25 protein-coding genes and 1 pseudogene are annotated in these 25,676 nt (G+C 67.1%); 10 read left to right on the top strand and 16 right to left on the bottom strand.

Annotated elements, in window-relative coordinates:
• Positions 1–55 precede the first annotated feature (55 nt).
• The 3 genes from RM25_RS11795 to RM25_RS03260 all read left to right on the top strand — a co-directional run bounded on the left by RM25_RS11795 (position 56) and on the right by RM25_RS03260 (position 4,101).
• Positions 56–676: a GNAT family N-acetyltransferase gene (locus tag RM25_RS11795; protein ID WP_052809099.1), complete on the top strand. Its 621-nt coding sequence runs from the start codon at positions 56–58 to the stop codon at positions 674–676.
• A gap of 190 nt (positions 677–866) precedes the next feature.
• Entirely contained in the window at positions 867–1,868 is a 1,002-nt protein-coding gene (locus tag RM25_RS03270) for an IS481-like element ISPfr17 family transposase (RefSeq protein ID WP_144406025.1), read from the top strand.
• A gap of 907 nt (positions 1,869–2,775) precedes the next feature.
• Positions 2,776–4,101 carry an ISL3-like element ISPfr2 family transposase gene (locus tag RM25_RS03260; RefSeq protein WP_026138135.1) on the top strand — a complete coding sequence of 442 codons (1,326 nt, stop codon included), beginning with the start codon at positions 2,776–2,778 and terminating at the stop codon, positions 4,099–4,101.
• A 250-nt stretch (positions 4,102–4,351) separates the two neighbouring features.
• On the opposite strand, the gene RM25_RS12700 is transcribed toward RM25_RS03260, so the two are convergent.
• Entirely contained in the window at positions 4,352–4,522 is a 171-nt protein-coding gene (locus RM25_RS12700) for a hypothetical protein (RefSeq protein WP_013160619.1), read from the bottom strand.
• Positions 4,519–4,926, bottom strand: a complete 408-nt coding sequence (locus tag RM25_RS03255) for a carboxymuconolactone decarboxylase family protein (RefSeq protein ID WP_013160618.1) — start codon at positions 4,924–4,926, stop codon at positions 4,519–4,521. Before RM25_RS03255 ends, RM25_RS12700 begins: the two co-directional genes overlap by 4 nt.
• 112 nt (positions 4,927–5,038) lie before the next feature.
• Here RM25_RS03255 and RM25_RS03250 point away from each other — a divergent pair, with 112 nt between their 5' ends.
• From RM25_RS03250 to RM25_RS03240, 3 genes are all read left to right on the top strand, one after another.
• Positions 5,039–5,404 (top strand): MerR family transcriptional regulator, encoded by a 366-nt coding sequence (locus tag RM25_RS03250; RefSeq protein WP_013160617.1) that lies wholly within the window; start codon positions 5,039–5,041, stop codon positions 5,402–5,404.
• Positions 5,405–5,576: 172 nt separating this feature from the next.
• The gene (locus RM25_RS03245; protein ID WP_013160616.1) at positions 5,577–6,032 is read left to right on the top strand and encodes a DUF3290 domain-containing protein; all 456 of its coding nucleotides are present in this window, start codon (positions 5,577–5,579) and stop codon (positions 6,030–6,032) included.
• Positions 6,029–6,673: a DUF421 domain-containing protein gene (locus RM25_RS03240; protein ID WP_013160615.1), complete on the top strand. Its 645-nt coding sequence runs from the start codon at positions 6,029–6,031 to the stop codon at positions 6,671–6,673. Before RM25_RS03245 ends, RM25_RS03240 begins: the two co-directional genes overlap by 4 nt.
• Positions 6,674–6,691: 18 nt before the next feature.
• Here RM25_RS03240 and RM25_RS03235 read toward each other — a convergent pair whose 3' ends face one another.
• On the bottom strand, positions 6,692–7,615 hold the full coding sequence (locus tag RM25_RS03235; RefSeq protein WP_013160614.1) for a Sir2 family NAD-dependent protein deacetylase: 924 nt from the start codon (positions 7,613–7,615) through the stop codon (positions 6,692–6,694).
• 227 nt (positions 7,616–7,842) lie between these two features.
• The gene (gene metG, locus RM25_RS03230) at positions 7,843–9,636 is read right to left on the bottom strand and encodes a methionine--tRNA ligase (RefSeq protein WP_036939536.1); all 1,794 of its coding nucleotides are present in this window, start codon (positions 9,634–9,636) and stop codon (positions 7,843–7,845) included.
• 193 nt (positions 9,637–9,829) lie between these two features.
• On the opposite strand from metG, the gene RM25_RS03225 reads away from it, so the two are divergent.
• Complete coding sequence (locus RM25_RS03225) at positions 9,830–10,762, top strand: enoyl-CoA hydratase/isomerase family protein (protein ID WP_044636049.1); 933 nt, start codon at positions 9,830–9,832, stop codon at positions 10,760–10,762.
• Between the two features lie 75 nt (positions 10,763–10,837).
• On the opposite strand, the gene RM25_RS03220 is transcribed toward RM25_RS03225, so the two are convergent.
• The 5 genes from RM25_RS03220 to RM25_RS03200 all read right to left on the bottom strand — a co-directional run bounded on the left by RM25_RS03220 (position 10,838) and on the right by RM25_RS03200 (position 16,617).
• Entirely contained in the window at positions 10,838–11,353 is a 516-nt protein-coding gene (locus RM25_RS03220; protein WP_036939541.1) for a 2'-5' RNA ligase family protein, read from the bottom strand.
• Between the two features lie 76 nt (positions 11,354–11,429).
• Positions 11,430–12,461, bottom strand: coding sequence for an RNase H family protein (locus RM25_RS03215; RefSeq protein ID WP_044636048.1), 1,032 nt, complete (start codon positions 12,459–12,461; stop codon positions 11,430–11,432).
• Between the two features lie 71 nt (positions 12,462–12,532).
• Entirely contained in the window at positions 12,533–13,597 is a 1,065-nt protein-coding gene (locus tag RM25_RS03210) for a BMP family ABC transporter substrate-binding protein (RefSeq protein WP_080774465.1), read from the bottom strand.
• A gap of 129 nt (positions 13,598–13,726) precedes the next feature.
• Complete coding sequence (locus RM25_RS03205; protein ID WP_013160608.1) at positions 13,727–15,016, bottom strand: phosphotransferase family protein; 1,290 nt, start codon at positions 15,014–15,016, stop codon at positions 13,727–13,729.
• A gap of 80 nt (positions 15,017–15,096) precedes the next feature.
• A complete protein-coding gene (locus tag RM25_RS03200) occupies positions 15,097–16,617 on the bottom strand; it encodes a hemolysin family protein (RefSeq protein ID WP_013160607.1) in 1,521 nt (506 codons plus the stop codon).
• Between the two features lie 293 nt (positions 16,618–16,910).
• Between RM25_RS03200 and RM25_RS13185 the strand changes: the two are divergent.
• A pseudogene (locus tag RM25_RS13185) lies at positions 16,911–17,270 on the top strand (AzlC family ABC transporter permease); the annotation flags it as partial.
• Positions 17,271–17,278: 8 nt separating this feature from the next.
• On the opposite strand, the gene RM25_RS13180 reads toward RM25_RS13185, so the two are convergent.
• The gene (locus tag RM25_RS13180; RefSeq protein ID WP_230845413.1) at positions 17,279–17,512 is read right to left on the bottom strand and encodes a hypothetical protein; all 234 of its coding nucleotides are present in this window, start codon (positions 17,510–17,512) and stop codon (positions 17,279–17,281) included.
• Positions 17,513–17,574: 62 nt separating this feature from the next.
• Between RM25_RS13180 and RM25_RS12545 the strand changes: the two genes are divergently transcribed.
• Positions 17,575–17,886 (top strand): AzlD domain-containing protein, encoded by a 312-nt coding sequence (locus RM25_RS12545; protein WP_013160605.1) that lies wholly within the window; start codon positions 17,575–17,577, stop codon positions 17,884–17,886.
• A 191-nt stretch (positions 17,887–18,077) separates the two neighbouring features.
• Here the strand turns inward: RM25_RS12545 and RM25_RS03180 are convergent, their stop codons facing one another.
• Positions 18,078–19,295 (bottom strand): NADP-dependent isocitrate dehydrogenase, encoded by a 1,218-nt coding sequence (locus tag RM25_RS03180; protein WP_013160604.1) that lies wholly within the window; start codon positions 19,293–19,295, stop codon positions 18,078–18,080.
• 177 nt (positions 19,296–19,472) lie between these two features.
• Between RM25_RS03180 and RM25_RS03175 the strand changes: the two genes are divergently transcribed.
• Positions 19,473–20,459 carry a malate dehydrogenase gene (locus RM25_RS03175; RefSeq protein ID WP_013160603.1) on the top strand — a complete coding sequence of 329 codons (987 nt, stop codon included), beginning with the start codon at positions 19,473–19,475 and terminating at the stop codon, positions 20,457–20,459.
• 181 nt (positions 20,460–20,640) lie between these two features.
• On the opposite strand, the gene RM25_RS03170 is transcribed toward RM25_RS03175, so the two are convergent.
• From RM25_RS03170 to RM25_RS03150, 5 genes are all read right to left on the bottom strand, one after another.
• Positions 20,641–20,964: a DUF3017 domain-containing protein gene (locus RM25_RS03170; RefSeq protein WP_052809098.1), complete on the bottom strand. Its 324-nt coding sequence runs from the start codon at positions 20,962–20,964 to the stop codon at positions 20,641–20,643.
• A 5-nt stretch (positions 20,965–20,969) separates the two neighbouring features.
• On the bottom strand, positions 20,970–21,830 hold the full coding sequence (locus tag RM25_RS03165; RefSeq protein WP_044636044.1) for a bifunctional methylenetetrahydrofolate dehydrogenase/methenyltetrahydrofolate cyclohydrolase: 861 nt from the start codon (positions 21,828–21,830) through the stop codon (positions 20,970–20,972).
• 73 nt (positions 21,831–21,903) lie between these two features.
• Positions 21,904–23,457, bottom strand: coding sequence for a bifunctional phosphoribosylaminoimidazolecarboxamide formyltransferase/IMP cyclohydrolase (gene purH / locus RM25_RS03160; protein ID WP_044636043.1), 1,554 nt, complete (start codon positions 23,455–23,457; stop codon positions 21,904–21,906).
• Between the two features lie 121 nt (positions 23,458–23,578).
• Complete coding sequence (gene purN / locus RM25_RS03155) at positions 23,579–24,190, bottom strand: phosphoribosylglycinamide formyltransferase (RefSeq protein ID WP_044636042.1); 612 nt, start codon at positions 24,188–24,190, stop codon at positions 23,579–23,581.
• 10 nt (positions 24,191–24,200) lie between these two features.
• Positions 24,201–25,649 carry a cell division protein PerM gene (locus RM25_RS03150; protein WP_044636041.1) on the bottom strand — a complete coding sequence of 483 codons (1,449 nt, stop codon included), beginning with the start codon at positions 25,647–25,649 and terminating at the stop codon, positions 24,201–24,203.
• Positions 25,650–25,676: the final 27 nt, after the last annotated feature.

Genomic DNA, 25,676 nt, shown 5'->3' with positions numbered 1-25,676 from the left:
AGCCACCAAGGGAACGCACCCATATGGTCCTGGCGCTCCCTGCCGAAGGAATTCGATGCCCGTCATCATCAGCCCCGCCACCCGCGAAGAGCTTGCCGAGTGCGCCCACCTGCTGATGCTGGGGTTCGCATCGGATCCCTTCATCGAACGGATCGTGCCTCCCGGAGCAGGACGCCGTGCCCGGCTGACAAGGCTCTATGAGCTCACCCTGCGCACCGGGACCTTCCGCACCGGTGTCATCGACGTCGCGCGCTGCGAGCCCGATGGCGCCATCGTGGGCGCCGCCTCATGGCAGGCACCCAATCCGAAGTTCTCGCTCGCCCGCGCCGTGGTGCAGGCCGTGGGCTGCGCCGTGTTGTTGGGGCCCCGCCAGGTGCTCGTCGCCCGCAGGCTGCTGGCCAGGCTCGAGAAGGCCCACCCGGCCCAGCCGAACTGGTACCTGGAGGACATCGCCGTGCACCCCGACGCACGGGGCGCCGGCATCGGCGCGGAACTGCTGGCCCACCGGCTCGGACCGATCGACGCCGGCCCGCCGCTGGCCTGTTGCCTGGAGGCCACCACCCCCGGCGCGCAGCGCCTGTATGAACGCTTCGGGTTCCGCCCATCGCGTTGGTTGAACATCACTCCCGACGGCTATCCGATGGCGATGCGTCGGCCGGTGACATCGCCGCGCTGAGCGGCGTAGGGGCAGCTCAAGACTATTAGGAGGATTTGTCGACATCACCGTGTCGGCACCTCATGGAGATACCCACGCATTGCGCCTCTCTAGATGTACTTCCCCGGGAGGTTGTGAACGGGTGAGGTAGCGAAGACCTCCGGGCAGGATGTGGGTTACCACACTCACTCTCCTGACCACGGAGGTCTTCGTGACTCACGCTAACGCACCCTTGACACCGGAAGGGCGTCGTCGTCTTGCTGTTCTCGTCGTGGAACAGGGCTGGTCGTTGCGGCGGGCGGCGGAACGGTTCCAGTGCTCGCCCGCGACGGTGAAGCGGTGGGCCGACAGGTACCGGGCAGGGCTGCCGTTGATCGACCGTAGTTCGAGGCCCACCTCGTCACCGAACCGGCTTTCGCGTAAGACGGAGCATCGGATCGTCGCGTTGCGGTTCACTCGCCGGTGGGGTCCGCACCGGATCGCGTATCACCTGCGGTTGCACCGTTCCACGGTCGGTCGGGTGCTCGCCCGATACAAGATGCCGAAGCTGATCAACATCGACCAGGCCACCGGGCTGCCGGTTCGCCGCCCGAAGCCGACACGGTACGAGGTCGCCGCGCCGGGCCAGCTCGTGCACGTAGATATCAAGAAACAAGGCCGGATCCCCGACGGCGGCGGGTGGCGTGCCCACGGTCGCGGATCCATGCAGGACCGTCACGCGGGAGTGGCCCGCGACAAGGCAGCCCGTGCCGGGGCAGCCGGCTCTCGCGGCTACCGGTATCTGCACCACGCCGTGGACGACCACTCCCGGATCGCGTACTCAGAGATCCTTGACGACGAGCGCAAAGAGACCGCAGCGGGGTTCTGGACCCGCGCGAACGCGTTCTTCGCAGGCCTGGGCGTCACAGTCACCGCGGTGATGACCGACAACGGTTCCTGCTACCGGTCAGGCGCCTTCGCTGACGCGCTCGGCGACGAGGTGAAGCACAAGTGGACCCGGCCATACCGGCCGCAGACCAACGGCAAGGTCGAGCGGTTCAACCGAACCCTCGCCGTCGAGTGGGCCTACGCGAAGCCCTACGCCAGCGAAGCCGAGCGCGCCGCAGCCTACGAGACCTGGCTCCATCACTACAATCACCACAGACCCCACACCGGGATCGGCGGCCAGACTCCCTCAGCCCGCGTTCACAACGTCACGGGGAAGTACATCTAGCCCAAGGTGCCACACCCCGCCTCGGGTCTCTGCATTATTCGTAGTCCTGACGCATATAGACCGAAAGACATTGCTGCGCAACGACTCCCCATATTTTCCGCAGCGGCTGCCTTCCAAGAACGAGCAACGATTCTCGCCATACAATGACCACGCCCACCCATGACCCCAGAAGAGAGAACGCTGCGATCAGCCCCATCGCCCACCCGATTGCATCGATGTCATTGATCCCGCCGGCGCCCGTTATGGAGAACAGAAGAATCCAAGCTGCCATCGAGACTGCCGCTCTCGCGTAAATGTTCGTCCACGCTAGGCGTCGGATCCCCTCGGGTCGGCGAAGGGCACAACACGCAAGGAGCCCGAGAGGTACCGGCGTGAGAATCAGCGCCGCCCCGACAAATAGGCTGAGATTCTCCTCCGTGTCAGTCTCGGGAAGATACTTCGTCTCTCCGAGATTGATTTCCCCAATCCTTCTTCCGTTGTCAAATGCAATATACTTTCCCCCTGAATTCTCAACGCGAATGCTCGTCCTTCTAAGCACGCTAACCCCTCGGACGAACTATCACCGGAAAAGTACCATGTTTTTATCAAATTTGACGACCGTTGGGACTCCCTGAATACTTATCAGCCGCATTGGCGTTCTGTCAGACCCGATGCTATTAATTGAACTGGCGGCCACCCCTCCCAATATGATGGCTACCAACGATGAAACCCCAAAGAATAGTGCAACAGGTCCGTTAAAATGCTTCTTTCCGCTCAGCCGAATCAGACCCGAGTGACAAAGACACGCAAAGGATAGAGGGTCTTCTCAGATGAGGGTGTAGGTCGGCCGGGCGCGTCGGTCCGCAGATAGACGTCGAGGTCTCCCGACGATGGAGGTTCCTACGCCATCCATCCGAAAGACCTCGACGTGTCCGACGCTACCCCGCCGGCCGGCTTCGGCCGCCCTGACCTGACCGCCTTCGCTCGACTCGACGGCCTCGGTCTGAGCGTGACCGGACAACGACTTGAACCGGATCGTGCGGTCCTCGCGTGCCGCGTGGTGGAACCAGATCAGTGGTGCCGACGGTGCGGCAGCGAAGGCGCTGCTCGTGACACCGTGATCCGGCGGTTGGCCCACGAGCCGCTGGGCTGGCGACCGACCGTGCTGGAAGTTGTAGTGCGCCGCTACCGCTGTGCCGACTGCGGACACGTGTGGCGCCAAGACACCAGCGCCGCGGCGGAGCCACGCGCGAAGCTCTCGCGCACCGGGCTGCGGTGGGCGCTGGAAGGGATCGTGGTCGCACACCTCACCGTCGCCCGTGTCGCCGAGGGACTCGGGGTCGCGTGGGACACCGCCAACAACGCGGTCCTGGCTGAAGGCAAGCGGCTGCTGATCAACGACCCCACGCGGTTTGAGGGCGTGAAGGTCATTGGCGTCGATGAGCACGTCTGGCGCCACACCAGGCGTGGCGACAAGTACGTCACCGTGATCATCGACCTCACCCCGGTCCGCGATGGCGCCGGCCCAGCAAGGCTGCTGGACATGGTCGAGGGCCGGTCGAAGGCGGCGTTCAAGACCTGGCTCGCCGACCGCGACGACGCCTTCCGTGACGCGGTCGAGGTGGTCGCGATGGACGGCTTCACCGGGTTCAAGACCGCCGCTGCAGAGGAGATCCCGGACGCGGTCACGGTGATGGATCCCTTCCACGTCGTGCGCCTGGCCGGTGACGCCCTCGACAGGTGCCGGCGCCGGGTCCAACTCGCGATCCACGGGCACCGTGGGTTCAGGGACGACCCGCTCTACAAGTCGCGGCGCACGCTGCACACCGGCGCGGACCTGCTCACCGACAAGCAGAGCGACAGGCTACGCGCGCTGTTCGTTGATGACGCTCACGTCGAGGTCGAGGCGACCTGGGGTGTCTACCAGCGCATGATCGCCGCCTATCGCCACGAGGACCGGCAACGTGGCCGCGAGCTCATGGAGAAGCTGATCACCGACCTCAGCGCCGGCGTCCCCAAGGTGCTCACCGAGCTCACCACCCTGGGCCGGACCCTGAAGAAGCGAGCCGCTGACGTGCTCGCCTACTTCGAACGACCCGGCACCAGCAACGGGCCGACCGAGGCGCTCAACGGACGGCTCGAACACCTGCGCGGCTCCGCACTCGGGTTCCGCAACCTGACCAACTACATCGCCCGAAGCCTGCTCGAGACCGGCGGCTTCAGACCCCAACTCCTACACCCCCGATTGGGATGAGCCAGGATAGACTGGCAACGACCACACATATGATCGCCATGACTATCCACCCTAGAACCGGCTGGTCTCCCCAATCAGCTCGAAAAACAATCAGCCACGACAAGAGCAAGGATAGTGGTATCCACACAACACTATTAACAGGTATCCGAGATCGGTTAGCAATACCATTCTTGCGAAGATGCATGATTACCCCATATCCCTTGACGGAGACTTTGTGTTGTGATGTTGGCACGATACACAAAATCTATGGTCAAGTGAACACCGAGCCGCTGAACCCCCAATCGGCCCGCAGGACCTGGTCAATGCCGGCCAGGTCGGGGATCCCAGAGCCGGTGGAGGCTCCTGCTCCGGAGAAGGCCACGATCCGATGGCTGGCAGAGATCAGATCGGCCAGCTCGGCGACGAATCGGCTCGTGCTCATGACGCGCTCGGCGCCCCGGCCCCGCGCGTCGCCAGCACCTCGCGCAGCACGCTCACCGCATTGAGCACCTTGGGAAAGCCGACATAGGGCACGCAGTGCAGGAATGCCTCGGTGACTTCTGCGCGGGACAGCCCCACGTTGAGGGCCCCGTTGATGTGCACCACGAGCTGGTCGTGCGTGTCGCCCTGGGTCGTCAGGCTTGCCAGCGTCACCAACTCGCGTTGGCGCATGTCCAACTCCGGACGGGGGTAGACGTCGCCGGCCTGCTCGATGATCCAACGCCCCAGATCGGGCGCGACATCGGCCAGCGAATCGAGCACCTGGTTCCCGTTGTTCCCATTGATGCGGTTGAGTGCCTCAAGCCCGCGGTCATAGCGTTCGTTGGTCGTGTGATTGTCAGTCATGGACGTGCGTCTCCTTGGAAGGACTGGTTATCTGCCGGATGGCTCCGGCGACTGCGACGCTAGGGTTTGAACCAGGGTTCAAGGCAAGCGCGATTCGGTGGATGATCGCCCCATGCGCATCAGTGAGGTCAGCCAGATCACCGGAATCCCCGCGTCGACGCTGCGCTACTACGAACGACGCGGCATCCTGGAGCCCTCCCGCTCCGACGTCGGCGACCGTGACTACACCGACCACGACATCGCGTGGATCCGGGCCGTCCAGCGGCTGCTCGACACCGGGATGCCCCTGGCCCAGGTGCAGGAATACTCCCAGTTGCGCCATGAGGGCGATTCCACCGTGCCGGTGCGCCTTGCCATGCTGCAGAGCCATCGCGGTGAACTCGAGGCCCGGCGTCGTCGCCTCGACGAGCAACTGGCGTTCCTCGATGACAAGATCGACGTCTACCGCACCAAGCTGGCGTCCCAGAGCAGCCATTGACGGTGCGGGCAGGAGCCTGCGCCGCGACATGGCGCCACTCACACCCCCCGGCACACCCGACCCGGCACCGCGCAGGGCCACCTGTACTGTGAGCTGCCGCCGCGATGCGCCAGCCAGCCGAACCCACCCCGCCGGTGCCGTCGTCCGGACCGGATGAAAGGAAACCCCGCGCATGAAGATGTGGACCTACTCGTATTTCCAGGCCAACTCCACCAATGCCGGCCTGTACTGGCGCCTGGTGGTGATCGGGGCGATCCTGGCGGCGCTGGTGGTGCTGCTCGTCCTCTACCGACATCGCCGTAGCGATATGAGGGTGCGCGAGATGCTCATCATCGTCTCGTTGGTCGCCGCGCTGGCCATGGCCATGCAGGCCACGGACTTCTTCGAGTCGCAGGCCTCGCTGGACAACTCCGGCAAGATGATGAGCTTCATCGACAACGTGGCGCAGGCGCAGTACTCCACCACCGGCGACATCGCGGTGAGCCAGACCAATCTGTCCACCGGACTGATCATCAAGGTGGGTGACAAGAGCTTCTACGAGGTCACCTTCAACAACGACAAGAACATCGGCAGCTACCAGCTCACCCGCACCCAGCTGATGAACTCACAGATCGAGTACGTGAAATGACCATGGTCCCCTACGACTTCTGGGCGCTGGCGCTCAAGCTCGCCCTGGGCTTCATCTGCCTCGTGTTGCAGATCAACCTCTCGGGCAAGGGCATGCTGGCCCCCAACTCCGCGATCGACCAGCTGCAGAACTATGTGCTGGGCGGAATCGTCGGCGGCATGATCTACAACTCCGCCATCACGCCCATCCAGTTCCTCATCGTGTTGTTGTTGTGGACGCTCATCGTGCTGGGCGCGAAGTTCGGGTCAAACCATGTGCGCCTGGTCAAGCACGTGATCGACGGGGAACCCACCGAGGTGCTGCGTGATGGACGCCTGGACGTGGCGCAACTGGCACGACTGGGCGTCTCGGCCCACGACCTGGCGCTCAAGCTGCGCAACAGCGGCGCCACCGACATGGCGAAGGTGCGTCGTGCCGTGCTTGAGCAGAACGGCCAGCTGACGGTCACCATGGAGGGCGACGACCTGACGCAGTTCCCGATCATCCTCGACGGGCAGATCGACGAATATGCCCTCGAGCTGACCGGCAAGAACCAGGAATGGCTCGATGACCAGTTGGGCAGGGCCGGCACCACGCTGCGTCAGGTGTACATGGCCCGTTATGTGAACGGGCAGCTCCACGTGTCGGCCTTCACCGACTGAGCCCGGCCCCGCGTCCGCCTAGCGCCGGTCGGTGCCGCCGAATCCGACCAGCTCGGGCAGCACGCGGGTGGTGTCCTCGTCGAGGCGCACGGTGGCGAACTCATCGGCGCGGGTGGCGCCATGGTTGATGATGATCACCGGCTTGCCGGCCTTGTTCATGTGCCGGGCAAACCGCAGGCCCGACATCACGGTGAGGCTCGACCCGGCCACCAGCAGCACATCGGCGGCGTCACACCAGGCGAAGGCGGCGGCGACGCGTCCGCGCGGCACCGGCTCGCCGAAGAAGATCACATCGGGCTTCAACATCCCGCCGCAGGCCGGGCAGGGCGGCACCCGGAAGCCCTGCCAGTTCTCCACCTCGGCGTCGGCGTCGGGACGCAGCTCGGCCGGCCCCAGGTGATCGTTCATCGGCACCCCGGGATTGAGCGCAGCCATCCACTGCTGCATGTCGGCACGCGGGAACATCCGGGCACAATCAAGGCAGATCACATCGGCGCCGCGTCCGTGCAGGGTGAGCAGTTGACGCGTACCGGAGGCCTCGTGCAGCCCGTCGACGTTCTGTGAGATCACCCCGACCAGCGGGCTGGGCGAGCCAGTGTGCTCCCAGCGGGACAGCGCGCGGTGCCCCTCATTGGGTTGTGCCCTCGACATGACGGCCCAGCCCTGATAATTCCTGGCCCAATAGCGCTGCCGGGCCACCGGATCGTGACGGAACTCGTGGTACAGGATCGGCGTGGCGCGGATCGAATCGGGACCGCGGTAGTCGGGCACTCCCGAGCCGGTGCTCATGCCGGCACCGGTGAGCACCACCACCCCGGCCGCCCCCGAGATCAGCTCACGCGCCTGGTCGACGTCGCCACGCAGGTTGGTTGACGGCTGCCAGCCACTGGTGGCGCGACGCACATGGCTGCGGGCAAACCGACTGATCGCCTCGCTGCTCATGCATCACTCCCCTGCTGGTTGGCCGGGCCATCGTGCCCGGGCTGTTCCTGCGGCCCATGCCCGTGTGGCTCGATGCCCCTGTGGCCCAATGTCCCTGTGGCTCGATGCCCCAGTGACTCGGACCCTGACTGGCCCAGCCTAAGTCGGCACGCCCCGAAACCAAGCCTGCTCGCCCTCAGCCGAAGCCGGCGGCGAGCAGCCCGGGCAGGTGACGCGATGCCCCCGACTCAGAGCTTGGCCCACTCCGGACCGTTCTCGGCCAGTGCCTCGTCCAGCTTGCGGAACAACGGCACCGGCTTGGTCAGCGGGGTGCCGACCTTGATGGGCAACGACTGCCAGACCGCCTGGGCCGAGTCATAGTCACCCATCAGCACGGGGTAGCTGTGCTCCTGGTCGCCCTCGCCCTCCGACACCTCACGGATCTCGGGCTGGGCCGCCCACACGCCGGTGCCGCCCAACATCTCGAAGATCTTCTGTGCCGAATGCGGCATGAACGGGGTGAGCAGCGTGTTCGCATCGGACACCACCTGCAGGGCGGTGTTGAGCACGGTGTCGCGCCGATCGGTGTCATCGCCGAGCTTCCACGGCTCCTGCTGGCTGATGTACTGATTGGCGGTGGCCACCACGCGCATCGCCTCGGTGATCGCCGCCTTGAACTTGCACTCCTCGATGAGCTTGCCCACCGTGATGAATGCCGCCTTCGAGCTGGCCAGCAGCTCGGCGTCGACATTGAGCAGCTCATGGGCCGGCGGAATCTCGCCATTGTTCTTGAAGGCCATCGACAAGGAGCGGTTCACGAGATTGCCCCACTCATTGGCGAGCTCATTGTTGTTGCGCCGCACGAATTCATCCCAGGTGAAATCGGTGTCCTTGTTCTCCGGGCCGGCCACCGCAATGTAATAGCGCAGCGTGTCGGGTCCGAATTCGCGCAGGAAGTCGCCCACATAGATCACCACACCGTGGCTGGTGTCCACCTTGGAGCCCTTCATCGTGAGGAACTCCGAGCTGACCACCTCGGTGGGCAGGTCGAGCTTGCCGAGCCACTTGCTGGGCGTGCCGCCCCGCGAACCCTCACCGTTGAGCCCCAACAGCATGGAGGGCCAGATCACCGAGTGGAAGACGATGTTGTCCTTGCCCATGAAGTAGTAGCTGCGGGCCTCGGGGTCCTGCCACCAGGCCTTCCAGGCATCGGGGTCGCCGGTGCGCCGCGCCCATTCGATGGAACCCGACAGGTAACCGATCACGGCGTCGAACCACACGTAGATGCGCTTCATGTCGTCGTTCTCCCAGCCCTCAACCGGGATCGGGATGCCCCAGTCGAGGTCACGGGTGATGGCCCGCGGCTTGAGCTCCTTGGCGAAGTTGTAGCTGAAGTTCAACACATTGGGACGCCAGTCCTTGCGTGAGTTCAGCCAGGTCATCAGTTCCTCGGCGAGTGCGGGAAGGTCGAGGAAGAAATGCGTGGTCTCCACGAAATCGGGAACTTCACCGTCAATACGGGAGTGCGGATTGATCAGGTCGATCGGATCAAGCTGGTTCCCGCAGTTGTCGCACTGGTCGCCGCGGGCGAACTCATAGCCGCAGATGGGGCAGGTGCCCTCGATATAGCGGTCGGCCAGCGTGCGACCCGTGCTCGGCGAGATGGCCCCGAGCTGGGTCTTCTCGATGATGTAGCCATTGTCGTAGAGGGTGCGGAACACCTCCTGGGTGACGGCCTCGTGGTTGAGCGTCGTGGTCCGTGTGTACAGGTCGTACGACAGGCCCAGCCCCTGCAGGTCCTCCACGATGATGCGGTGGTACTTGTCGGCGGTCTCCTGGGCGGTGAGCCCCTCGGCATCGGCCTTCACCTGGATGGCCGTGCCGTGCTCATCGGAACCCGACACGAGCAGGACGTCATTACCGGACATGCGCATATACCGTGCGAAAACATCGGAGGGCACCCCGAAACCCGAGACGTGACCGATATGGCGGGGGCCGTTGGCATAGGGCCACGCGGCCGTGGCAAGAATATGAGCGCACATGGCCCCCAGAATAGTGGGAACGGCATTGGTGTCGACGCACGCCCGCGGCCCGGCGGGGCCGGCAGCCGCTCGTGGACCCAGCGGGGCCGGCAGCAGGTCGCACGCCTGCCGGCGCGATAGCCTCGCCGATGAGACGGATCTGCCCACGGGCATGCAACGGCTGCTCGGGGCGCCACGAGATGAGGAGACGCCAATGGCCGATGGTGATGTGCAGTTCGAGGTGCGTGAGGGCACCGGCTACCTGCGGCTGATGCGCCCCACGGCGCTCAATGCCCTGTCGCCCCAGATGATCGCCGTGATCACCGAACAGCTGAGCGCCTGGCGCGACGATGCGTCCGTGCAGGCCCTGGACATCAGCGGCGAGGGCCGTGCCTATTGCGCGGGCGCCGATGTGCGCTGGATGCGCTCCACGATGATCGAGAACGGCGTGCAGTCCGCACTGGAGTTCCTGGCCGACGAGTACGCGATGGACGCCGTCGTGGCCCAGTTCGGCAAGCCCGTCACCACCCACCTGCACGGCGTGGCGATGGGGGGCGGACTGGGATTGGGCATGCACGGGGCCACCCGCGTGGCCACCGCCGACCTGGCGATGGCGATGCCCGAGGTGGGCATTGGGCTGTGGCCCGACGTCGGAATGCTGTTCGAGTTCTCGCGACTGCCGGGCGAGATCGGCACGTGGCTGGCCCTGACCGGGCTCACGATCGATGCGAACACGGCGCTGGCAGCGGGCCTGGTCGACCAGGTTGACCTGATGTCCGCCAAGCCTGACCTGGACCTGGCATGGGTGGACGACTACTTCGTGGGCGACGACGCCCGCGAGATCATCACCCGCCTGGAGGCCAGTAGCGATGAGCGTGCCGTGCAGGCCGGCGAGCTGATCCGCACGCGTTCCCCCCTGTCGGTCGCCGTGTCGCTGGCCGCGATCCGTCGCGCAGCCACGCTCCACAGCGTCGGTGATGTGCTCGACCAGGACCTCGCCATTGCCCGGGCGCTGCTCCCCGATCCGCAATGCGACTTCGTGGAGGGCGTGCGGGCCCAGCTGGTGGACAAGGACCGCCAGCCCCACTGGTCGGTGGCCCGTATCGAGGACATTGATCCCGACAAGGCCCGCGCCATCGTCGGCTGAGCCCCTCAGGATGATTCCCCGGGTCGGTTCCCCGGGAACAGCCCCGGGGAACCTCCCGCCGGGAGATCCCGCAGCTCAGTCCGCAAGCAGCGGGAACTCCTCCAGGTTGGTGATCTCGTCGTCACCCCACCAGGTGAGGGTCACCCTGTCGGCCACCTCCTCCACGGGAAGCTTGCGCAACAAGGCCATGATCTCGTAGGCGGGAAGGCTGGTGCCCAACGACAGGTGCGGGATCACCTCGTCGAATTGACCGCCATATGGCTGCCACGCAGGAAATGCCTCGACGAGCCTTTCGGTGAGTTGCTTGAACGGCTCGGCCGGCTCGGGCGCCAAATAGACCAACCCGTCGGCGAAGCCCCTGAAATCGGTGAGTTCGAATTCGAAACGGTGGACGTCGTTGAACACCTGACGGATCGTTGTCACCAGCCCTGCCGTGACGTCCGTCTTGTCAACGAACGGCCCCAACAGGGTGATGTGCGCGCAAACCACGTCGTCGTCGGGCAGCTTCACGCCTGGCCGCGATGCCAGGACATGAGGTCGCACGACCGTTTCGAGTGCCGGTACCGGCACCTGGATAACTGTGTGCCCCATGGCACTCAGTGTGCCTCACCCGCGCCCGAATGGTGGGCAGGCTTCGATACCAGCGCAATCTGTGTTCGGGGTGCCGCTATGTTCTCGGTGCGCCGGGGGCCTGCACCGTCCCCTGGGCGAACAACAGCCGCCATCGCGGACGCCCCAGGGCGTCGTCGCGCACCCAGATGGAACTGCGCAGGCTGGTGGAGGCGGAGTCGATCGCCTTCCACCGCAGCAACACCGTGTCCGCCGACAGGCGGGTCTGGCCCATCACCTCGAAGGTCACCCTGCGCGGCAACGGCCCGATCTGGGCCATGAGGCGGGCGCGGGTCCAGATGCGCCCCGAGGCCGCGTACTCCACGAAATCAGGGTGCAACAGCACGCGCAACCTGGCCGGATCGGAGCGCACCTCGTCAGTGAGCAGGGATTGCTCGGCCCGCACCACCTCGGCAAAGTCATCGGCCGGATCGTCGGCGATGCTGAACAGGTCGGGCTCGGCGTCGGGGTCAACCGTCGGCGAGGGGGCACCCAGCACGGAGCGGTGCTCCCGGGTGGACGCCGGTTCCGGCGCGACCCGGCCACGTGCCGCCTCGGACGCGTCGCCGCGTGCTGGTCCCGACGCGTTGCCGCGTGCCGGCTCTCCCGGCACCCCGACCGGCCCCGAGCCGCGGAATCCCGGCCCGGGATCGGGCAGCTTGCCCTGCTGGTACGCCGTGGCCGCGCCGTGGGCGAGCGTGTCGGCCGCCTCGTTGAGGGGATGCCCGGCGTGGCCCTTCACCCATTCGAAGCTGACGGTGCGCCCGGTGATCGCCTGGTCGATGGCCTTCAGCAACTCGACGTTCTGCACCGGCTTCTTGTCGGCCTTCACCCAGCCGCGACGCTTCCAGCCGGCCATCCACTTGGTCACGGAGTTGATCACATACTGCGAATCGCACAGCACCTTGAGCGGCTCATCGGGCGCGCCCGCGGTGGCGGTGAGCAGCTGCAGCAATGCCATCAGCTCGCCCCGGTTGTTGGTGCCGTGGGGCCATCCCCCGCACGCCCAGTTGTCCTTGTCGATGAACCACGCCCAGCCGGCCGGGCCGGGATTGTTCAGGGAGGAGCCATCTGCTGCAGCGACGATCACCCCGTCACCCTATCGGCGGGCCACCCCGGGTTCCGGCGTCCGGGAGCTGCCGCGGTGGGGATGGGCGGCGCTCAGGACACGCTGGACGGCGAGGTCACCTTGATCGAGCCGTCCTTGATGCCCTGGGAGACCGCCGTGAGGTCGTCCGCGATGTTCTGCGCCACCGGCGCGCCCTTGCCGACGCCCACCATCGTCACCCCACCGTTGGCCAGGGTGCCCACCAGCGTGGTGTTCGTGAAGCCGGCGCCCGCCTCCTCGATGGCGTCGAAGACCATCTGGTCGACTCCCGCGGCAGCAGTCCCCAGTGTGGCGGCGCAGGCATCGACGTAGCTGGCGCACAGGTCGCTGCCCGTGCCGACCAGCCGGGTGCCCTGATGGGCGTTCACGGCCTGGACGGCACCGGTGTCGGCAGTCCCCGCCACGGGCATGATCACATCGGCGCCCTGACCGATCAGGTCCTCGGTCCGGGCGCGGGCTCCCTCCTTGTCGGAATAGGGGTCGGCCCCGCCCAGGAAGTCACCGCTCTGTGAGCCCATCGTCCAGCCGACGAGTTTCACCGCCTTGGACGCCTTCTGGTTGAAATAGGTGATCCCCTGGCTGAATCCGTCCATGTACAGGGTGACCGCGGGGGCATTGGTGGCCCCGAAGGTGCCCACGGTGCCGCTGGAACTGCTGGCCGCCGCCAGGTAGCCGGCCAGGAAACCGACCTGGGAGGACTGGAAGCGCACGAGCTTCAGGTTCTTCTCGCTCACCGGCTTGGTGGCCCCCACCAGCGCGAAATGCAGGTCGGTGTTGGCGCGGGCCGCCGCGGCCAGTGCGTCGGACTGGTCGGGGCTCGCGCCGAGGATGTAGGTGCATCCCGCACCCACCATCGACTGGATGGCCGCCGGATAGTCGCCCACCGAGTGGGCCTCGGCCCGGTCGGACTGCACGCCCAACTGGGCGACGGCCCTGTCGAGCCCTTGCGATGCCGCCCGGCTGGCACCCTTGTCATCGAAGCCGTTGGCACCCGACACCAGGCAGGCCTTCACCTGCGCGTGGGCCGACGAGGAACCACTGCTCGGCGGCGTCCTCGCGCAACCAACCATCGCGAGCGCGAGCGACAGACCAAGGACAACCAGGCGGGGCTTCAACACGGCCCTGATGCTACCGACCCGGGGCCCGCTCCCCCAGTGGCCGTCGGCCCGTGCCTGTTCGCGCCGCGTCGGGTCGGTCTGTGTCGGTTCGGTCTGTGCCGGTTGGTGCTCGGCCCGGGCATCCTCGCGCTAGAGCTGTTCGGCGCGCCGGATGAGGTTCTCCGCCCCCGCCAGGATGCCCAGCGTCTGGTGCTTCCAATCGGGTGCCTGCTCCTGGTAGGGGCCACTTGCCAGCGAGATGGCGACGCCGGCTGCGCGCAGCCGCAGCTGCACCGGGTCGACCCGCGCGTCGAAGGAGGCCAACAACCGCCTGATCAACACCTCGGTGCGGGCGGCCTGGCCCGCATCCATGTGTTGCACGGTGCTCAGGTGGGCGATCATGCACGCCAGGTCATCCACGCGCCGCCCGGGACCTGCCGCCTCGACGTCGAGCAGCCCGCTGACCCGCCCGCCGGACAGGAACAGCTGGCCCTCGTGGAAGTCGCCATGGGTGGGTTCCTCGGCCGGTGCCGTGTCGGCCGCGGCGCCGACGACCCGGGCCACCTCCCGGGCGCGGTCGCCGGCGGCCGGCAATTGCCCGGCGACCATGTCGGCGTAGTGCCCCACGGCGTCGGCCCAGGCGGGACGGCGTGGCAGGTCGAGCAGCCCGGCGGGCAATTCGTCCAGCAGGCCGACCAGCTGATCGCCGCTCACGGCCGGGGATTCGTCGAAGATGTGGTGGGCCATCGGCTGCCCGTCGAGCGCCGCCAGCACCAGCAGCTGGTCGTCGGTGGCGGCCAGCAGGCGGGCCACGGGAAGCCCGGCGCGGCCCATCATCTCCAGGCGTCGCAGGGCGCGCGGACCATCAGCGGCGGTGAACGCCTTGAGGTAGAACACCATCGCGGGCCTGTTCGACCCGGCGGCGCGCAGGCTGGCCCGCACCACCGCCCGGGCACGGGGACGATAGCTGACCATCTGCAGGCTGAGTTGGCTGGCGTCGCATGAGACGGGCACCAGCCGGTGCTCCAGCAGCAGGGCCAGCACCTGGTCGACGACCGTTGCCCGGGCCAGGCCGGGCAGGTCCGGGTCCTCGGGATAGATCCACGCGGCCACCTCGTGGTTGTCATCGTGGAAGACCTCGGCGTCCAGGTCGGCGGGGTTGAGCCCTCCGGCACGCCAGGTGAGCCCCACCAGCTCGAGGCGACGGCTACCGGGCCAGTTCACATCGCAGGAGTAGAGCACGCTGGTGCCGCGGCCGGGCTGGTGGTCGATGTGGTCCAGGCGCGCCGAGATTACCTCGCCGCCGCACTGGCCGACGGCGGCGCGGGCGAAGTCGACGCCGTCGGTGCTGGTCAGCAGGCGCAGGCCGTCCGGGTCGGGCGTCAGCGCACGGCGGGCACGCTGGCGTTCGCGTCGTGGCGCACGTCGTTCGAGGTTCATCGGCACTCGGGATCCCGCATCACGCGGAGCTCGTGGGGGCGCTGGTTCATGGGCGTTGGATGTTCATGGACGCTGGGTATTCATGGACGCTGGGCGTTGCCGCCCGGGTCGGCCTTGCCGACGTCGGTGGCCACCTTGTTGCGGGCGAGTGTCTCGGTGAGATGGGCCACCGTGTTCGGGTCACCGTCCGCGGCGAGCTCGGTGGCGGGCTTGGTCGCCGCCTGGGCCGCGGCCGGTTCGATGACGCCTGCGCCGAGCTCGGCTGTGTCCGACAGCGCACGCAGCCGCAGCCAGGCGATGCGGCGTCCGTCCATCTGGGTGACGGTGAGCTCATAGTCGTCGCCGCGGAGCTTCTCCTCGTCCTCATCGTCGTCGGAGACCGGGGCGTCCGAGTCGAGGGAGACCTTGATGGAATCGCCCACCGTGGGGACCTCGCCGCGCTCGGTCATGAAGAATCCGGCCACCGTGTCATAGGGGCCCTCGGGGATCACATGGCCGGTGGCGTCCTCGAAGTCCTCCAGCGTCGTCAGGCCATCGATCTCGGACAGCTGGCGGTGCTTGCGGGTGTCATCGTCCACCACGTCGTATTCATCGGTGATGTCGCCGATCAGTTCCTCCACCAGGTCTTCCAGGGTGACCACCCCGGCGGTGCCACCGTATTCGTCAAGGACGATCGCCAGGTGCGAATGGGCCCGGCGCATGTCCGACAGGGCCCGGGGCACCCGGACGGTCTCGGGCAGGCTCAGCACCGGCCGCACCAGCTTCGAGATGGGGGTGTTGCGGGGCGTGGAACCCACGCCCATCAGGTCGCGCACGTGCAGGAAGCCCAGCACCCTGTCGGGCGAGCCGTCGATCACCGGATAGCGACTGTGCGGGGCGCCCTGCACCTCGCGGATCGCCTGGTCGACGGTCATATTGCCCGGGAGGAAGTCAACCTCGGTGCGCGGCACCATCACCTCGCGCAGGCTGCGGTCACCGGCGCTGAAGACCTCATCGACGATGTGCTTCTCCTCGGCGCCCAGCGAATGCGCGTTGACCACCATCGAGCGCAATTCCTCGTCGCTGACGCCCTCCTTGCCGGCCTTCGGATCGAAGCCGACCAGGCGCACCAACGCATTGGTGCTGGCTCCCAGGGCCCAGATCACGGGACGGAAGACCTTGGCCAGCCCGTTCACGATGGGCGCCAGCACCAGGGCCATCGTCTCGGGACGCTGCAGCGCAAGGCGCTTGCTGAACAGCTCGCTGATCACGATCGAGAAGAACGAGATCAGCGCGGTGACCACGATCACCGCGAGCACTCCGGCAAGGCCCGGCGCCACACCCCAGCGGGCGAAGGCGGGCGCCACCCAGGCCCCGGCCAACGAATCGGTGCCGAAGGCCGATGACAGGAAGCCGGCGAGCGTGACGCCGATCTGCACGGCCGACAGGAAGCGGTTCGGGTTGGAGGTGAGCTCCTTGACGGCACGCCCGCGCTTGCCGCGGGTGCTCAGCTGTTCGATCTGCGCATCGCGCAGTGACACCAGGGCCATCTCGGCGGCCGAGAACACGCCGCCGATGAAGAACAGGACGAAGATGACGGCGATAGAGCCCCAGATGGGCATGTCAGCACCGCCTCAGCTGCACACTGGACGAGGGACTATGGCCCTCCGCATCGGGGGATGACTGGGCAGCGGACTCAAGCTTCACGTCTTCGAGAATAGTCAAGGCGGCTCGTCGGGCCCGCCACGAGCCGGGGATGGACCGGTGGTCACCGTGCGGATTCCCGATGCCCGGCCGGCCCGGAAGCCCCGTGATTTCTCAGCAGCCGACCGTCCCGGGGCAGTCGCCTGCGGGCTTCCACTAGCCTGACCGGGTGCCCATCCCCCTGCGCGAACGCCTCACTCCTGCTGTGCGCATGGGGCTGGCGATCTCCGTGGCGACGGGCATGTACGGCATCTCGTTCGGAGCGCTGGCGGTCACTGCCGGGCTCACCGTGTGGCAGGCCTGCGCGCTGAGCGCACTGATGTTCACCGGGGGCTCCCAGTTCGCCTTCATCGGCGTGATCGCCGGGGGCGGCACCGGAGCGGCCGCGTGGGGAGCCGCCACCATGCTCGGCATCCGCAACGGCATCTATGGCATGCAGATCAAGGCCCTGCTGCGCCCCTCGAGCCGGCGCATCCCGTTGATGGCGCAGATCACCATCGACGAATCCAATGCGACGGCCACCTCGCAGGACATCCTGGCCGAGCAGCACCGCGGCTTCTGGACCGCCGGGGTCGGCGTCTATGTGCTGTGGAACCTGTTCACCCTGGTGGGGGCGCTGGCCGGGGACGCGATGGGCGACCCGAAGCAATGGGGACTGGACGGGGCGGCCTGCGCCGCCTTCCTGGGATTGCTGTGGCCACGGCTGAAGTCGCGCGACCCGATCGCCATTGCGGTGGTCTCGGCGGCCATCACCGTGATCACGATTCCGATCGTGCCGCCGGGCATCCCGGTGATCATCGCCGCCCTGGTCACCGCGGTGGTGTGGGAGTGGCGACACCATGGCGACGGCGCAACCCCGACGAGGGGGCCACGCCGTGAGCCTGACCGCATGGGTGCTCATCGCGTCCGCCTCGGCGTTCGTGATCAAGCTCGCCGGATACCTGCTGCCCCGCTCGGTGCTCGACCGTCCGCAGGTGATCGCGCTGGCCAAGATGATGACGGTGGGCCTGTTGGCGTCGTTGACGATCATGAACACGGTGTCGTCGGGTCAGCGACTCACCCCCGATGCGCGCCTGGTGTCGTTGCTCGTGGCGGCGATCGCCCTGAAGCTGAGGGCCCCCTTCATCGTGGTGGTCCTCCTCGGAGCCCTGGCCGCTGCCCTCGGCCGGCTTGCCGGCCTGCCTTAGTGGACGAGCCCGGCTTGCCGGCCTGCCTTAGTGGACGAGCCCGGCTCGCCGGCCTGCCTTAGTGGGCGAGCCCGGCTCGCCGGCCTGCCGTAATGGGCCGGCCCGGCCCTGAGGACACCACCGCCCCGGCAGGACAACTCCCCCGGGGCGATGGATTCACACAGCAGACGACTGGCCTGCGCAGGCAGGGCTCAGCGCAGCGCCTCGGCCAGGCCGTCGGACAGGGCCTTCATGAAGTCCTCGGTGTTGAGATAGCCCTGATCGCCCCCGACCAACGAGGCGAGGTCCTTGGTCATCCGGCCGCTCTCGACCGTCTTCACGCAGACGTTCTCCAGGGTGTCGGCGAAGGCGACCAACCCGGGGGTCCCATCAAGCTCGCCACGATGGCGCAGGCCACCGGTCCAGGCGAACACCGACGCGATCGGGTTCGTGCTGGTCTCCTCCCCGGCCTGGTACTTGCGGTAGTGGCGGGTCACGGTGCCGTGGGCCGCCTCGGCCTCCATGGTCTTGCCGTCGGGGCTGAGCAGCACCGACGTCATGAGGCCCAGCGAGCCGAAGCCCTGCGCCACGATGTCCGACTGCACGTCGCCGTCGTAGTTCTTGCAGGCCCACACATAGCCGCCCTCCCACTTGAGGGCCGAGGCGACCATGTCGTCGATCAGGCGGTGCTCGTAGGTGAGTCCGGCAGCGTCGAAGCGCTCCTTGTACTCGTCCTCGAAGATGCGCGCGAAGATGTCCTTGAACTGGCCGTCGTAGGCCTTGAGGATCGTGTTCTTCGTCGACAGGTAGACCGGGTAGTGCCGATTGAGCCCGTAGTTGAAGCTCGCGCGGGCGAAATCCTCGATCGACTTGTTGAAGTTGTACATGCCCATGGCCACACCGCCGGCCTCGGGCATCTTCACGACCTCCATCTCCATGGGCTCGGAGCCGTCGTCGGGGGTGTAGGTGAGCGTGACGGTGCCCGCACCGGGCAGCTTCACGTCGGTGGCGCGGTACTGGTCGCCGAAGGCGTGGCGCCCGATGACGATGGGCTTCTTCCAGCCGGGCACCAGTCGGGGGATGTTGGAGATCACGATGGGCTCGCGGAAGATGACGCCGCCGAGGATGTTGCGGATGGTGCCATTGGGCGAGCGCCACATCTTCTTGAGGCCGAATTCCTTCACACGCGCTTCATCGGGCGTGATGGTGGCGCATTTCACGCCCACACCGTGCTTCTTGATGGCATTCGCGGCGTCCACCGTCACCTGGTCGTCGGTGGCGTCGCGATGCTCGATACCAAGGTCGTAGTAGTCGAGGTTGATGTCCAGGTAAGGGAGGATCAGCTCGTCCTTGATGAGCTTCCAGATGATGCGTGTCATCTCGTCGCCATCGAGCTCGACGACAGTGCCTTCCACCTTGATTTTGGCCATGGGGCCACCTTTCTCATCTGATGCGTCTGGGCACAACCTAACCGATGATTCCGCCCTGCACACCTGTTGTCGTTGAATGGTCAAATTCGTGGTCCGGCGGGGCCCGCCACCCATCCGGGCATTGCCCGCAGGCAAGCGATAGGCTCGCCTCAAACTCTCATCGATGAGGAGAATCACGTGAGCACTACACCCGTCAAGGTTGCCGTTACCGGCGCTGCCGGCCAGATTTGTTACAGCCTGCTGTTCCGCATTGCGTCCGGCTCGCTGCTCGGCGATACGCCTATCGAGCTTCGCCTGCTCGAGATCACCCCCGCCCTGCCGCGCCTCGAAGGCGTGGTCATGGAGCTCGACGACTGCGCATTCCCCAATCTCGCCGGCGTCGAGATCGGCGACGACCCCGAGAAGGTCTTCGACGGAGCCAACCTTGCCATGCTCGTCGGCGCCATGCCCCGCAAGGAGGGCATGGATCGCTCCGATCTGCTTGGCGCGAACGGCAAGATCTTCACCGGTCAGGGCAAGGCCCTCAACAAGGTTGCGGCCGACGATGTGCGCATCCTGGTCACCGGCAACCCGGCCAACACCAACGCCCTGATCGCCAAGGACAATGCCCCTGACATTCCCGACGATCGCTTCAGCGCCCTGACGCGCCTGGACCACAACCGCGCCAAGTCGATGCTCGCGAAGAAGCTGGGCGTCAACGTGGGCGAGGTCACCAACATGACCATCTGGGGCAACCACTCCAACACCCAGTTCCCCGACCTGTTCCACACCAAGGTCGGCGGCAAGAACGCCTACGAGCTGGTCAACGACGAAGCCTGGTACGAGAACACCTACATCCCCGAGGTCGCCAAGCGCGGCGGCGCGGTGATCAAGGCCCGCGGTGCGAGCTCGGCCGCCTCGGCCGCCAACGCCACCGTTGAGGCCATGCACGACTGGGCCGTCGGCACCCCGGCCAACGACTGGGTCTCGATGTCGGTCGTCTCCGATGGTTCCTACGGCGTGCCGGAGGGCCTCATCAGCTCCTTCCCGGTGACCTGCAAGGACGGCAAGTACGAGATCGTCCAGGGCCTCGACCTGAACGACTTCTCCAAGAAGAAGATCGCTGCCACCGTCGACGAGCTCACCAAGGAGCAGGGCGAGGTTCGCGAGATGGGCCTCATCTGATTCTGATCAGATAGTTGGCGCGCGGCGCGGCCGCGTGGCTGACACGATGAATGGCGGGTCACCCTCGGGTGGCCCGCCATTCATCGTTGATCGGCCGCCATGCCGCCGGGGACACCAGCTGCCCCGGGCACGTGTGTGCCCCATGGACAGTGGGAATCCGCCTGACGCGGGCCCGGCCCGCTCAGCGTTCGAGGGGCGGCACGAGGATGGCCAGGACGCACATGGTGGTGCCCCCCACGATGCCGACGAGTACGTCGAACCAGCGCCGACGCACCACCAGCAGCCCGGCGAGCCGCGGCGGCAGGAAGAGCCGCAGCACTCCGGCAAGCCCCAGCCCGGCACCCATCAGCACGGCACCACGACGCCAATGGGCGGCGGCCGTGACGGCCATTCCGGCCACGAAGAACGCCAGGCACAGCAGCAACGGCCACTGGGCACGCAGGCGATCGAGCTTCAGCGGCGCGGCAACCGGCCGCTTCGTGCTGCTCGGCGGGGCGGGGGTCATCGGGACTACTGCTCCTGGGCGGCGATCTGCTCGGCGCGCTCCACCACGTTGACCAGCAACATGGCACGCGTCATCGGGCCGACCCCACCGGGATTGGGCGTCACATAGCTGGCGACGTCCCACACATCGGCGGTGAAGTCACCCACCGGCTTGCCCTCGATGCGGCGCACGCCGACGTCAACCACCACGGCGCCGGGCTTGAGCATCGAGGCGGTCACCAGCCCGGGATGCCCGGCCGCGCCGATCACGATGTCGGCCTGCCGCGTCTCCTCGGCCAGGTTCTTGGTGCCCGTATGGCACAGGGTGACCGTGGCGTTCACATCACGACGGGTCAGCAGGAGGCCGAGCGGGCGTCCCACGGTGGTGCCGCGGCCCACGACGCAGACCTTGGCGCCGTCCAGGGGGATCTCATAGCGGCGCAACAGCTCCACGATGCCGCGCGGGGTACACGGCAGCACCCCGGAGCGGCCCAGCACGAGCTTGCCGAGGTTGTCCGAGGTGAGGCCGTCGGCATCCTTGTCGGGATCAATGAGCTCCAGGGCCCAGTTGGGATCGATCTGCGGGGGCAACGGAAGCTGCACGATGTATCCGGTGCACATCGTGGAGTCGTTGAGCACGCGGATCGACCGTTCCACCTGCTCCGGCGTCGCATCGGCCGGCAGGTCGACGCGATATGACTCGATGCCCACCTGCTCGCAGTCGCGGTGCTTGCCGTTGACATAGATCTGGCTGGCGGGGTCGTCCCCCACCAGCACCGTGCCGAGCCCCGGGTTGACGCCCTGCTCACGCAGGGCGTCAACGCGTTGCTTCAGCTCGATCTTGATCTGGGCCGCGACGGCCTTGCCGTCCAGTCTCTGCGCAGTCATGGATCCCCCTTGATCGGTTGGCTGTGTGCTCATGGGAACTGTCCTTGTGGAATCTGATCCAGTGTGGGCTGGTTCAGTGGAAGAAATGGCGATTCCCGGTGAAGTACATCGTGACGCCGGCCTTCGACGCCGCCTCGATGGTCTCCTCGTCGCGAATCGACCCGCCGGGCTGCACGATAGCGCTCACCCCGGCATCGAGCAGGATCTGGGGTCCATCGGAGAAGGGGAAGAAGGCGTCCGAAGCGGCCACAGAACCCTTCGCCCGATCACCCGCGCGGCTCACCGCAAGGCGGCACGAGTCCACCCGGTTGACCTGTCCCATGCCGACGCCCACCGAGGCGCCGTCGTGGGCCAGCAGGATCGCATTCGACTTGACCGAGCGGCAGGCCTTCCAGGCGAACAGCAGGTCGGACAGCATCACGGCATCGGCGGCCGGGCCGGCAACGAGCTTCCAGCCCGAGGTCTGGTCGCCGGGGGCGTCGAGGCGATCCGGGTCGGAGGCCAACAGGCCCCCGGAGATCTCACGCCACAAGAACTTGTCGAAGTGGAAGTCCTCGGCCTTCAGGATGCGCAGGTTCTTCTTGGTCTGCAGCAGCTCCAGCGCGGCGGGCTCGAAGTCGGGGGCCACGATCACCTCGGTGAAGATGGGCTTCACCTGCTGCGCCATGGCCAGCGTGACGATCTGGTTGGCCGCGATCACGCCGCCGTAGGCCGACACGGGATCGCAGGCATGGGCCTTGGCATGGGCATCGGCGATGTCGGAGCCCACGGCGATGCCACAGGGGTTGGCATGCTTGATGATCGCCACGGCCGGACCCGAGAAGTCGTAGGCCGCGCGGCGGGCCGCATCGGCGTCGGTGTAGTTGTTGTAGCTCATCTCCTTGCCACCCAGTTGCTCGGCGCCCACCAGGCCGGGGGCAGCACCCTCGGCGGCGTAGACGGCGGCGCGCTGGTGCGAGTTCTCGCCGTAGCGCAGGTCGTGCAGCTTGGTGGCTGCCTGGCCGATGAAGCCGGGCAGGCCCTCGTCGGTGGTCTGTTCGGCGAACCAGCTCGCCACCGAGGCGTCATAGGCGGCGGTGTGCGCGAAGGCCTTCGCGGCGAGCGCGCGGCGCGCGGCCAGGGTGAAGCCGCCCTGCGCCAGGGCGTCGGTCAGCTGGGAGTACTGGTCGGGGCTGGTGATGATGGCCACCGACGGATGGTTCTTGGCGGCGGCGCGCACCATCGAGGGTCCGCCGATGTCGATCTGCTCGACGCATTCATCGAAGTCGGCGCCCGAGGCCACGGTCTGGCTGAACGGGTAGAGGTTGCTCACCACCAGGTCGAAGGGCTTGATGCCCAGCTCATCGAGCTGGCGGCGGTGGGACTCAAGGCGACGATCGGCGAGGATCCCGGCGTGGACGGCGGGATGCAGCGTCTTGACGCGTCCGTCCAGGGTCTCGGGGAAGCCGGTGACCTGCTCCACCGGCACCACCTCCACACCGGCCTCCGACAGCTTGCGGGCCGTCGAGCCGGTGGAGACGATCTCGACGCCGGCGGCGGCCAGGGCACGGCCGAGCTCCTCGAGCCCGGTCTTGTCATAGACGCTCACCAGTGCGCGGCGGATCGGGGCCCGGGTGGGATCAGTCATGTGATGCCTCTCCTTGTGATTCGTTGGCTGCAACGCTCGTGCGGTCAGGCGCTGCTGTGTCAAGCACTGCTCGGTCAAACACTGTTGGGTCAAACAACTGTTGGGTCAAACACTTGCGGGATCAAACACTCGTGGGGTCGCCGGCAGGCGCGCGCCGGGCCAGCTCATTGACGGTGGCCACCAGCAGTCGCCGCTCGGTCACCTTGATGCGCTCGTGCAGCGTGTCCTCATCGTCACCGGGGCGCACGGGCACGGGCTCCTGCACGATGAGGCTGCCGGTGTCGACGCCGTCGTCCACCCAGAAGATGGACGATCCGGTGGTGGTGGCCCCGGCGGTCAGGGCATCGCGCACCGCGTGGGCACCGGGGAAGGCCGGCAGCATCGCGGGGTGCGTATTGATCACGCGCCCGGCAAAGCGACGCATGAAGGGCTCGCCGAGCAGCTTCATGAAGCCCGCGAGCACGATGAGGTCCGGTGAACAGGCGTCGACGGCGCGGGCGAACTCCTCGTCCCACGCCTGCCGGGCGGCGCTCCCGCGGGGCAGCAGCGTGGTCATCGGCACGACGAAGGTGTCGACCCCGGCGTCCTGCGCCCGTGCCAGGGCCCGGCAACCGGGTTGATCAGAGCCCACGGCGACAATGCGCGCATCGAGTGCGCCTGCGGCCTGTGCGTCGAGCAATGCCTGAAGCAGTGTGCCCGACCCGGAGACGAGGACGACGACTCGATAAGCCACGCCCGGAAGCCTACCCTTCGTCGCCGTGCACCGGGTCCGCTGCCCCGCTGCCGGAATCGGTGGTCGGTGCCGCGTCGGTGGTGTCGTTGTCGTCGGGCCGGGACGCCGTGGGCACCGTCGCCTCCCCGCGACGACGCAGCAGGGCACGCAGCGACGGACGCTTCGCGCGGGTGCCTGCCGGTTGGGGAGCAGGGCTCGGTGCGGCAGCGCCGCGACGTGCGATGAGCTTGAACACATGCATGGCGCCGTAACCGGCCAACAGGCCGCCGGCCCCCATCAGGGTGGGGGCGAGCACCACGACGCGGGCCATCATCGGCCCGACCCGGCGCAGGCGCTCAACGCCCAGTGATCCATCGCTGAACGCGATGAGCACGCAGGCGAGCAGGCCCGACAACACGCCGATGCACACCCCGCACAGCGCGGCGGCCTCGGTGCTCATCCTGCGTGGGGGCAGCGCCTGGGTGGCGTTGTTGTGTCGTGCGCGCACGGCGACGAAGGCACCCAGCGCGCCGGCAAGCACGCCGACGAGCAGCCACGCAAGGCCTGCCGACGAGGGGGCGGCGCCGCTGGGCAGGGCACCGAGGATCGGAAAATCGGGGGTGGGACCCAACCGGGACACCAGGGGGGTGAGCAGGGTGTCGTCGCCGACGGTGAATCCGGCTCCCAGCAGCCAGGCTGCGGTCCACAGCACGGCATTGGGCACCCAGGCGGCTTGCCCGATCGCGAGGACGGCTCCCCCGAGCCCGCCCGGGTTGAGCGCATTGTGCAGGGCGCCCACCTGGCCGTGCCGGGCAATCAGTGCGATGAGCAGCACCAGGGCGGCCACCCCGATCAGGGCCGCCACCGCAGACCAGACGCCGGCGATCACACCGCGGATCCAACCCCCCTGGTTGAAGGTGATGACACTCCAACCCAGCGCGCGTCCGGTGGTGATCAGCGTGATGGGCCCGCAGATCACCAATCCACCGATCAGCGCGCGTCCGATCTGGGCGGATTCCCCCGTGGCACTGGCCGCAACGGCCAGGATCGCCATATAGGGGACGGTGAACCACACGGTCATGCGCAGGGCGAGGCCGCGGGCCTCGGCGTCCTGACGTTCGGTGCGGGCACGTCCGCCGAAGGCACGCGTGGCCAGGTGACGGGCGATGGTCATGACGAAACTGGTGGTCACCAGCATCACCAGCAGGGCGAAGCCCAGCGGGATCACTGACACCCGGACGCCCTCGATGGTCATCGGGACGCCGTGGCCGAGCAGCCAGGCATGGGTGCCGAATTCGAGCACCTGCGCATAGCTGGACTGGCTCTGCGACAGCCAGCCGAGCGAGCAGAACGCGGTCACGATGATCCAGCTCGCCAGTGCGGTGCCGACTGCCGACAGGGCCGTGGTGGCACGCCATGGCAGGGTTCGCGCCCGATCGCGCACGCTGGTTTCGGACTCCTCGGCGTGCGTCTCGAGCACTGCCGTGCGAGTTCTCCTGCGCCTTGC

Origin of the sequence: Propionibacterium freudenreichii subsp. freudenreichii (genome assembly GCF_000940845.1) — a bacterium.
Taxonomy (GTDB): domain Bacteria; phylum Actinomycetota; class Actinomycetes; order Propionibacteriales; family Propionibacteriaceae; genus Propionibacterium; species Propionibacterium freudenreichii.
Note: the sequence above shows the minus strand (reverse complement) of the source record. Positions and strands in the feature narration are given on the sequence as shown.

Bases quoted from the DNA above. Each gene is read 5' to 3' on its own strand.
- RM25_RS03250 (WP_013160617.1), top strand. From the start codon at position 5,039: ATGCGCATCAGTGAGGTCAGCCAGATCACCGGAATCCCCGCGTCGACG.
- RM25_RS03235 (WP_013160614.1), bottom strand. From the start codon at position 7,615: ATGAGCAGCGAGGCGATCAGTCGGTTTGCCCGCAGCCATGTGCGTCGC.
- metG (WP_036939536.1), bottom strand. From the start codon at position 9,636: ATGTGCGCTCATATTCTTGCCACGGCCGCGTGGCCCTATGCCAACGGC.
- RM25_RS03255 (WP_013160618.1), bottom strand. From the start codon at position 4,926: ATGACTGACAATCACACGACCAACGAACGCTATGACCGCGGGCTTGAG.
- RM25_RS03200 (WP_013160607.1), bottom strand. From the start codon at position 16,617: ATGCCCATCTGGGGCTCTATCGCCGTCATCTTCGTCCTGTTCTTCATC.
- RM25_RS03165 (WP_044636044.1), bottom strand. From the start codon at position 21,830: ATGACTGCGCAGAGACTGGACGGCAAGGCCGTCGCGGCCCAGATCAAG.
- purH (WP_044636043.1), bottom strand. From the start codon at position 23,457: ATGACTGATCCCACCCGGGCCCCGATCCGCCGCGCACTGGTGAGCGTC.
- RM25_RS03225 (WP_044636049.1), top strand. From the start codon at position 9,830: ATGGCCGATGGTGATGTGCAGTTCGAGGTGCGTGAGGGCACCGGCTAC.
- RM25_RS03240 (WP_013160615.1), top strand. From the start codon at position 6,029: ATGACCATGGTCCCCTACGACTTCTGGGCGCTGGCGCTCAAGCTCGCC.
- RM25_RS03205 (WP_013160608.1), bottom strand. From the start codon at position 15,016: ATGAACCTCGAACGACGTGCGCCACGACGCGAACGCCAGCGTGCCCGC.
- RM25_RS03170 (WP_052809098.1), bottom strand. From the start codon at position 20,964: ATGACCCCCGCCCCGCCGAGCAGCACGAAGCGGCCGGTTGCCGCGCCG.
- RM25_RS03245 (WP_013160616.1), top strand. From the start codon at position 5,577: ATGAAGATGTGGACCTACTCGTATTTCCAGGCCAACTCCACCAATGCC.
- RM25_RS11795 (WP_052809099.1), top strand. From the start codon at position 56: ATGCCCGTCATCATCAGCCCCGCCACCCGCGAAGAGCTTGCCGAGTGC.
- RM25_RS03220 (WP_036939541.1), bottom strand. From the start codon at position 11,353: ATGGGGCACACAGTTATCCAGGTGCCGGTACCGGCACTCGAAACGGTC.
- RM25_RS12700 (WP_013160619.1), bottom strand. From the start codon at position 4,522: ATGAGCACGAGCCGATTCGTCGCCGAGCTGGCCGATCTGATCTCTGCC.
- RM25_RS03180 (WP_013160604.1), bottom strand. From the start codon at position 19,295: ATGGCCAAAATCAAGGTGGAAGGCACTGTCGTCGAGCTCGATGGCGAC.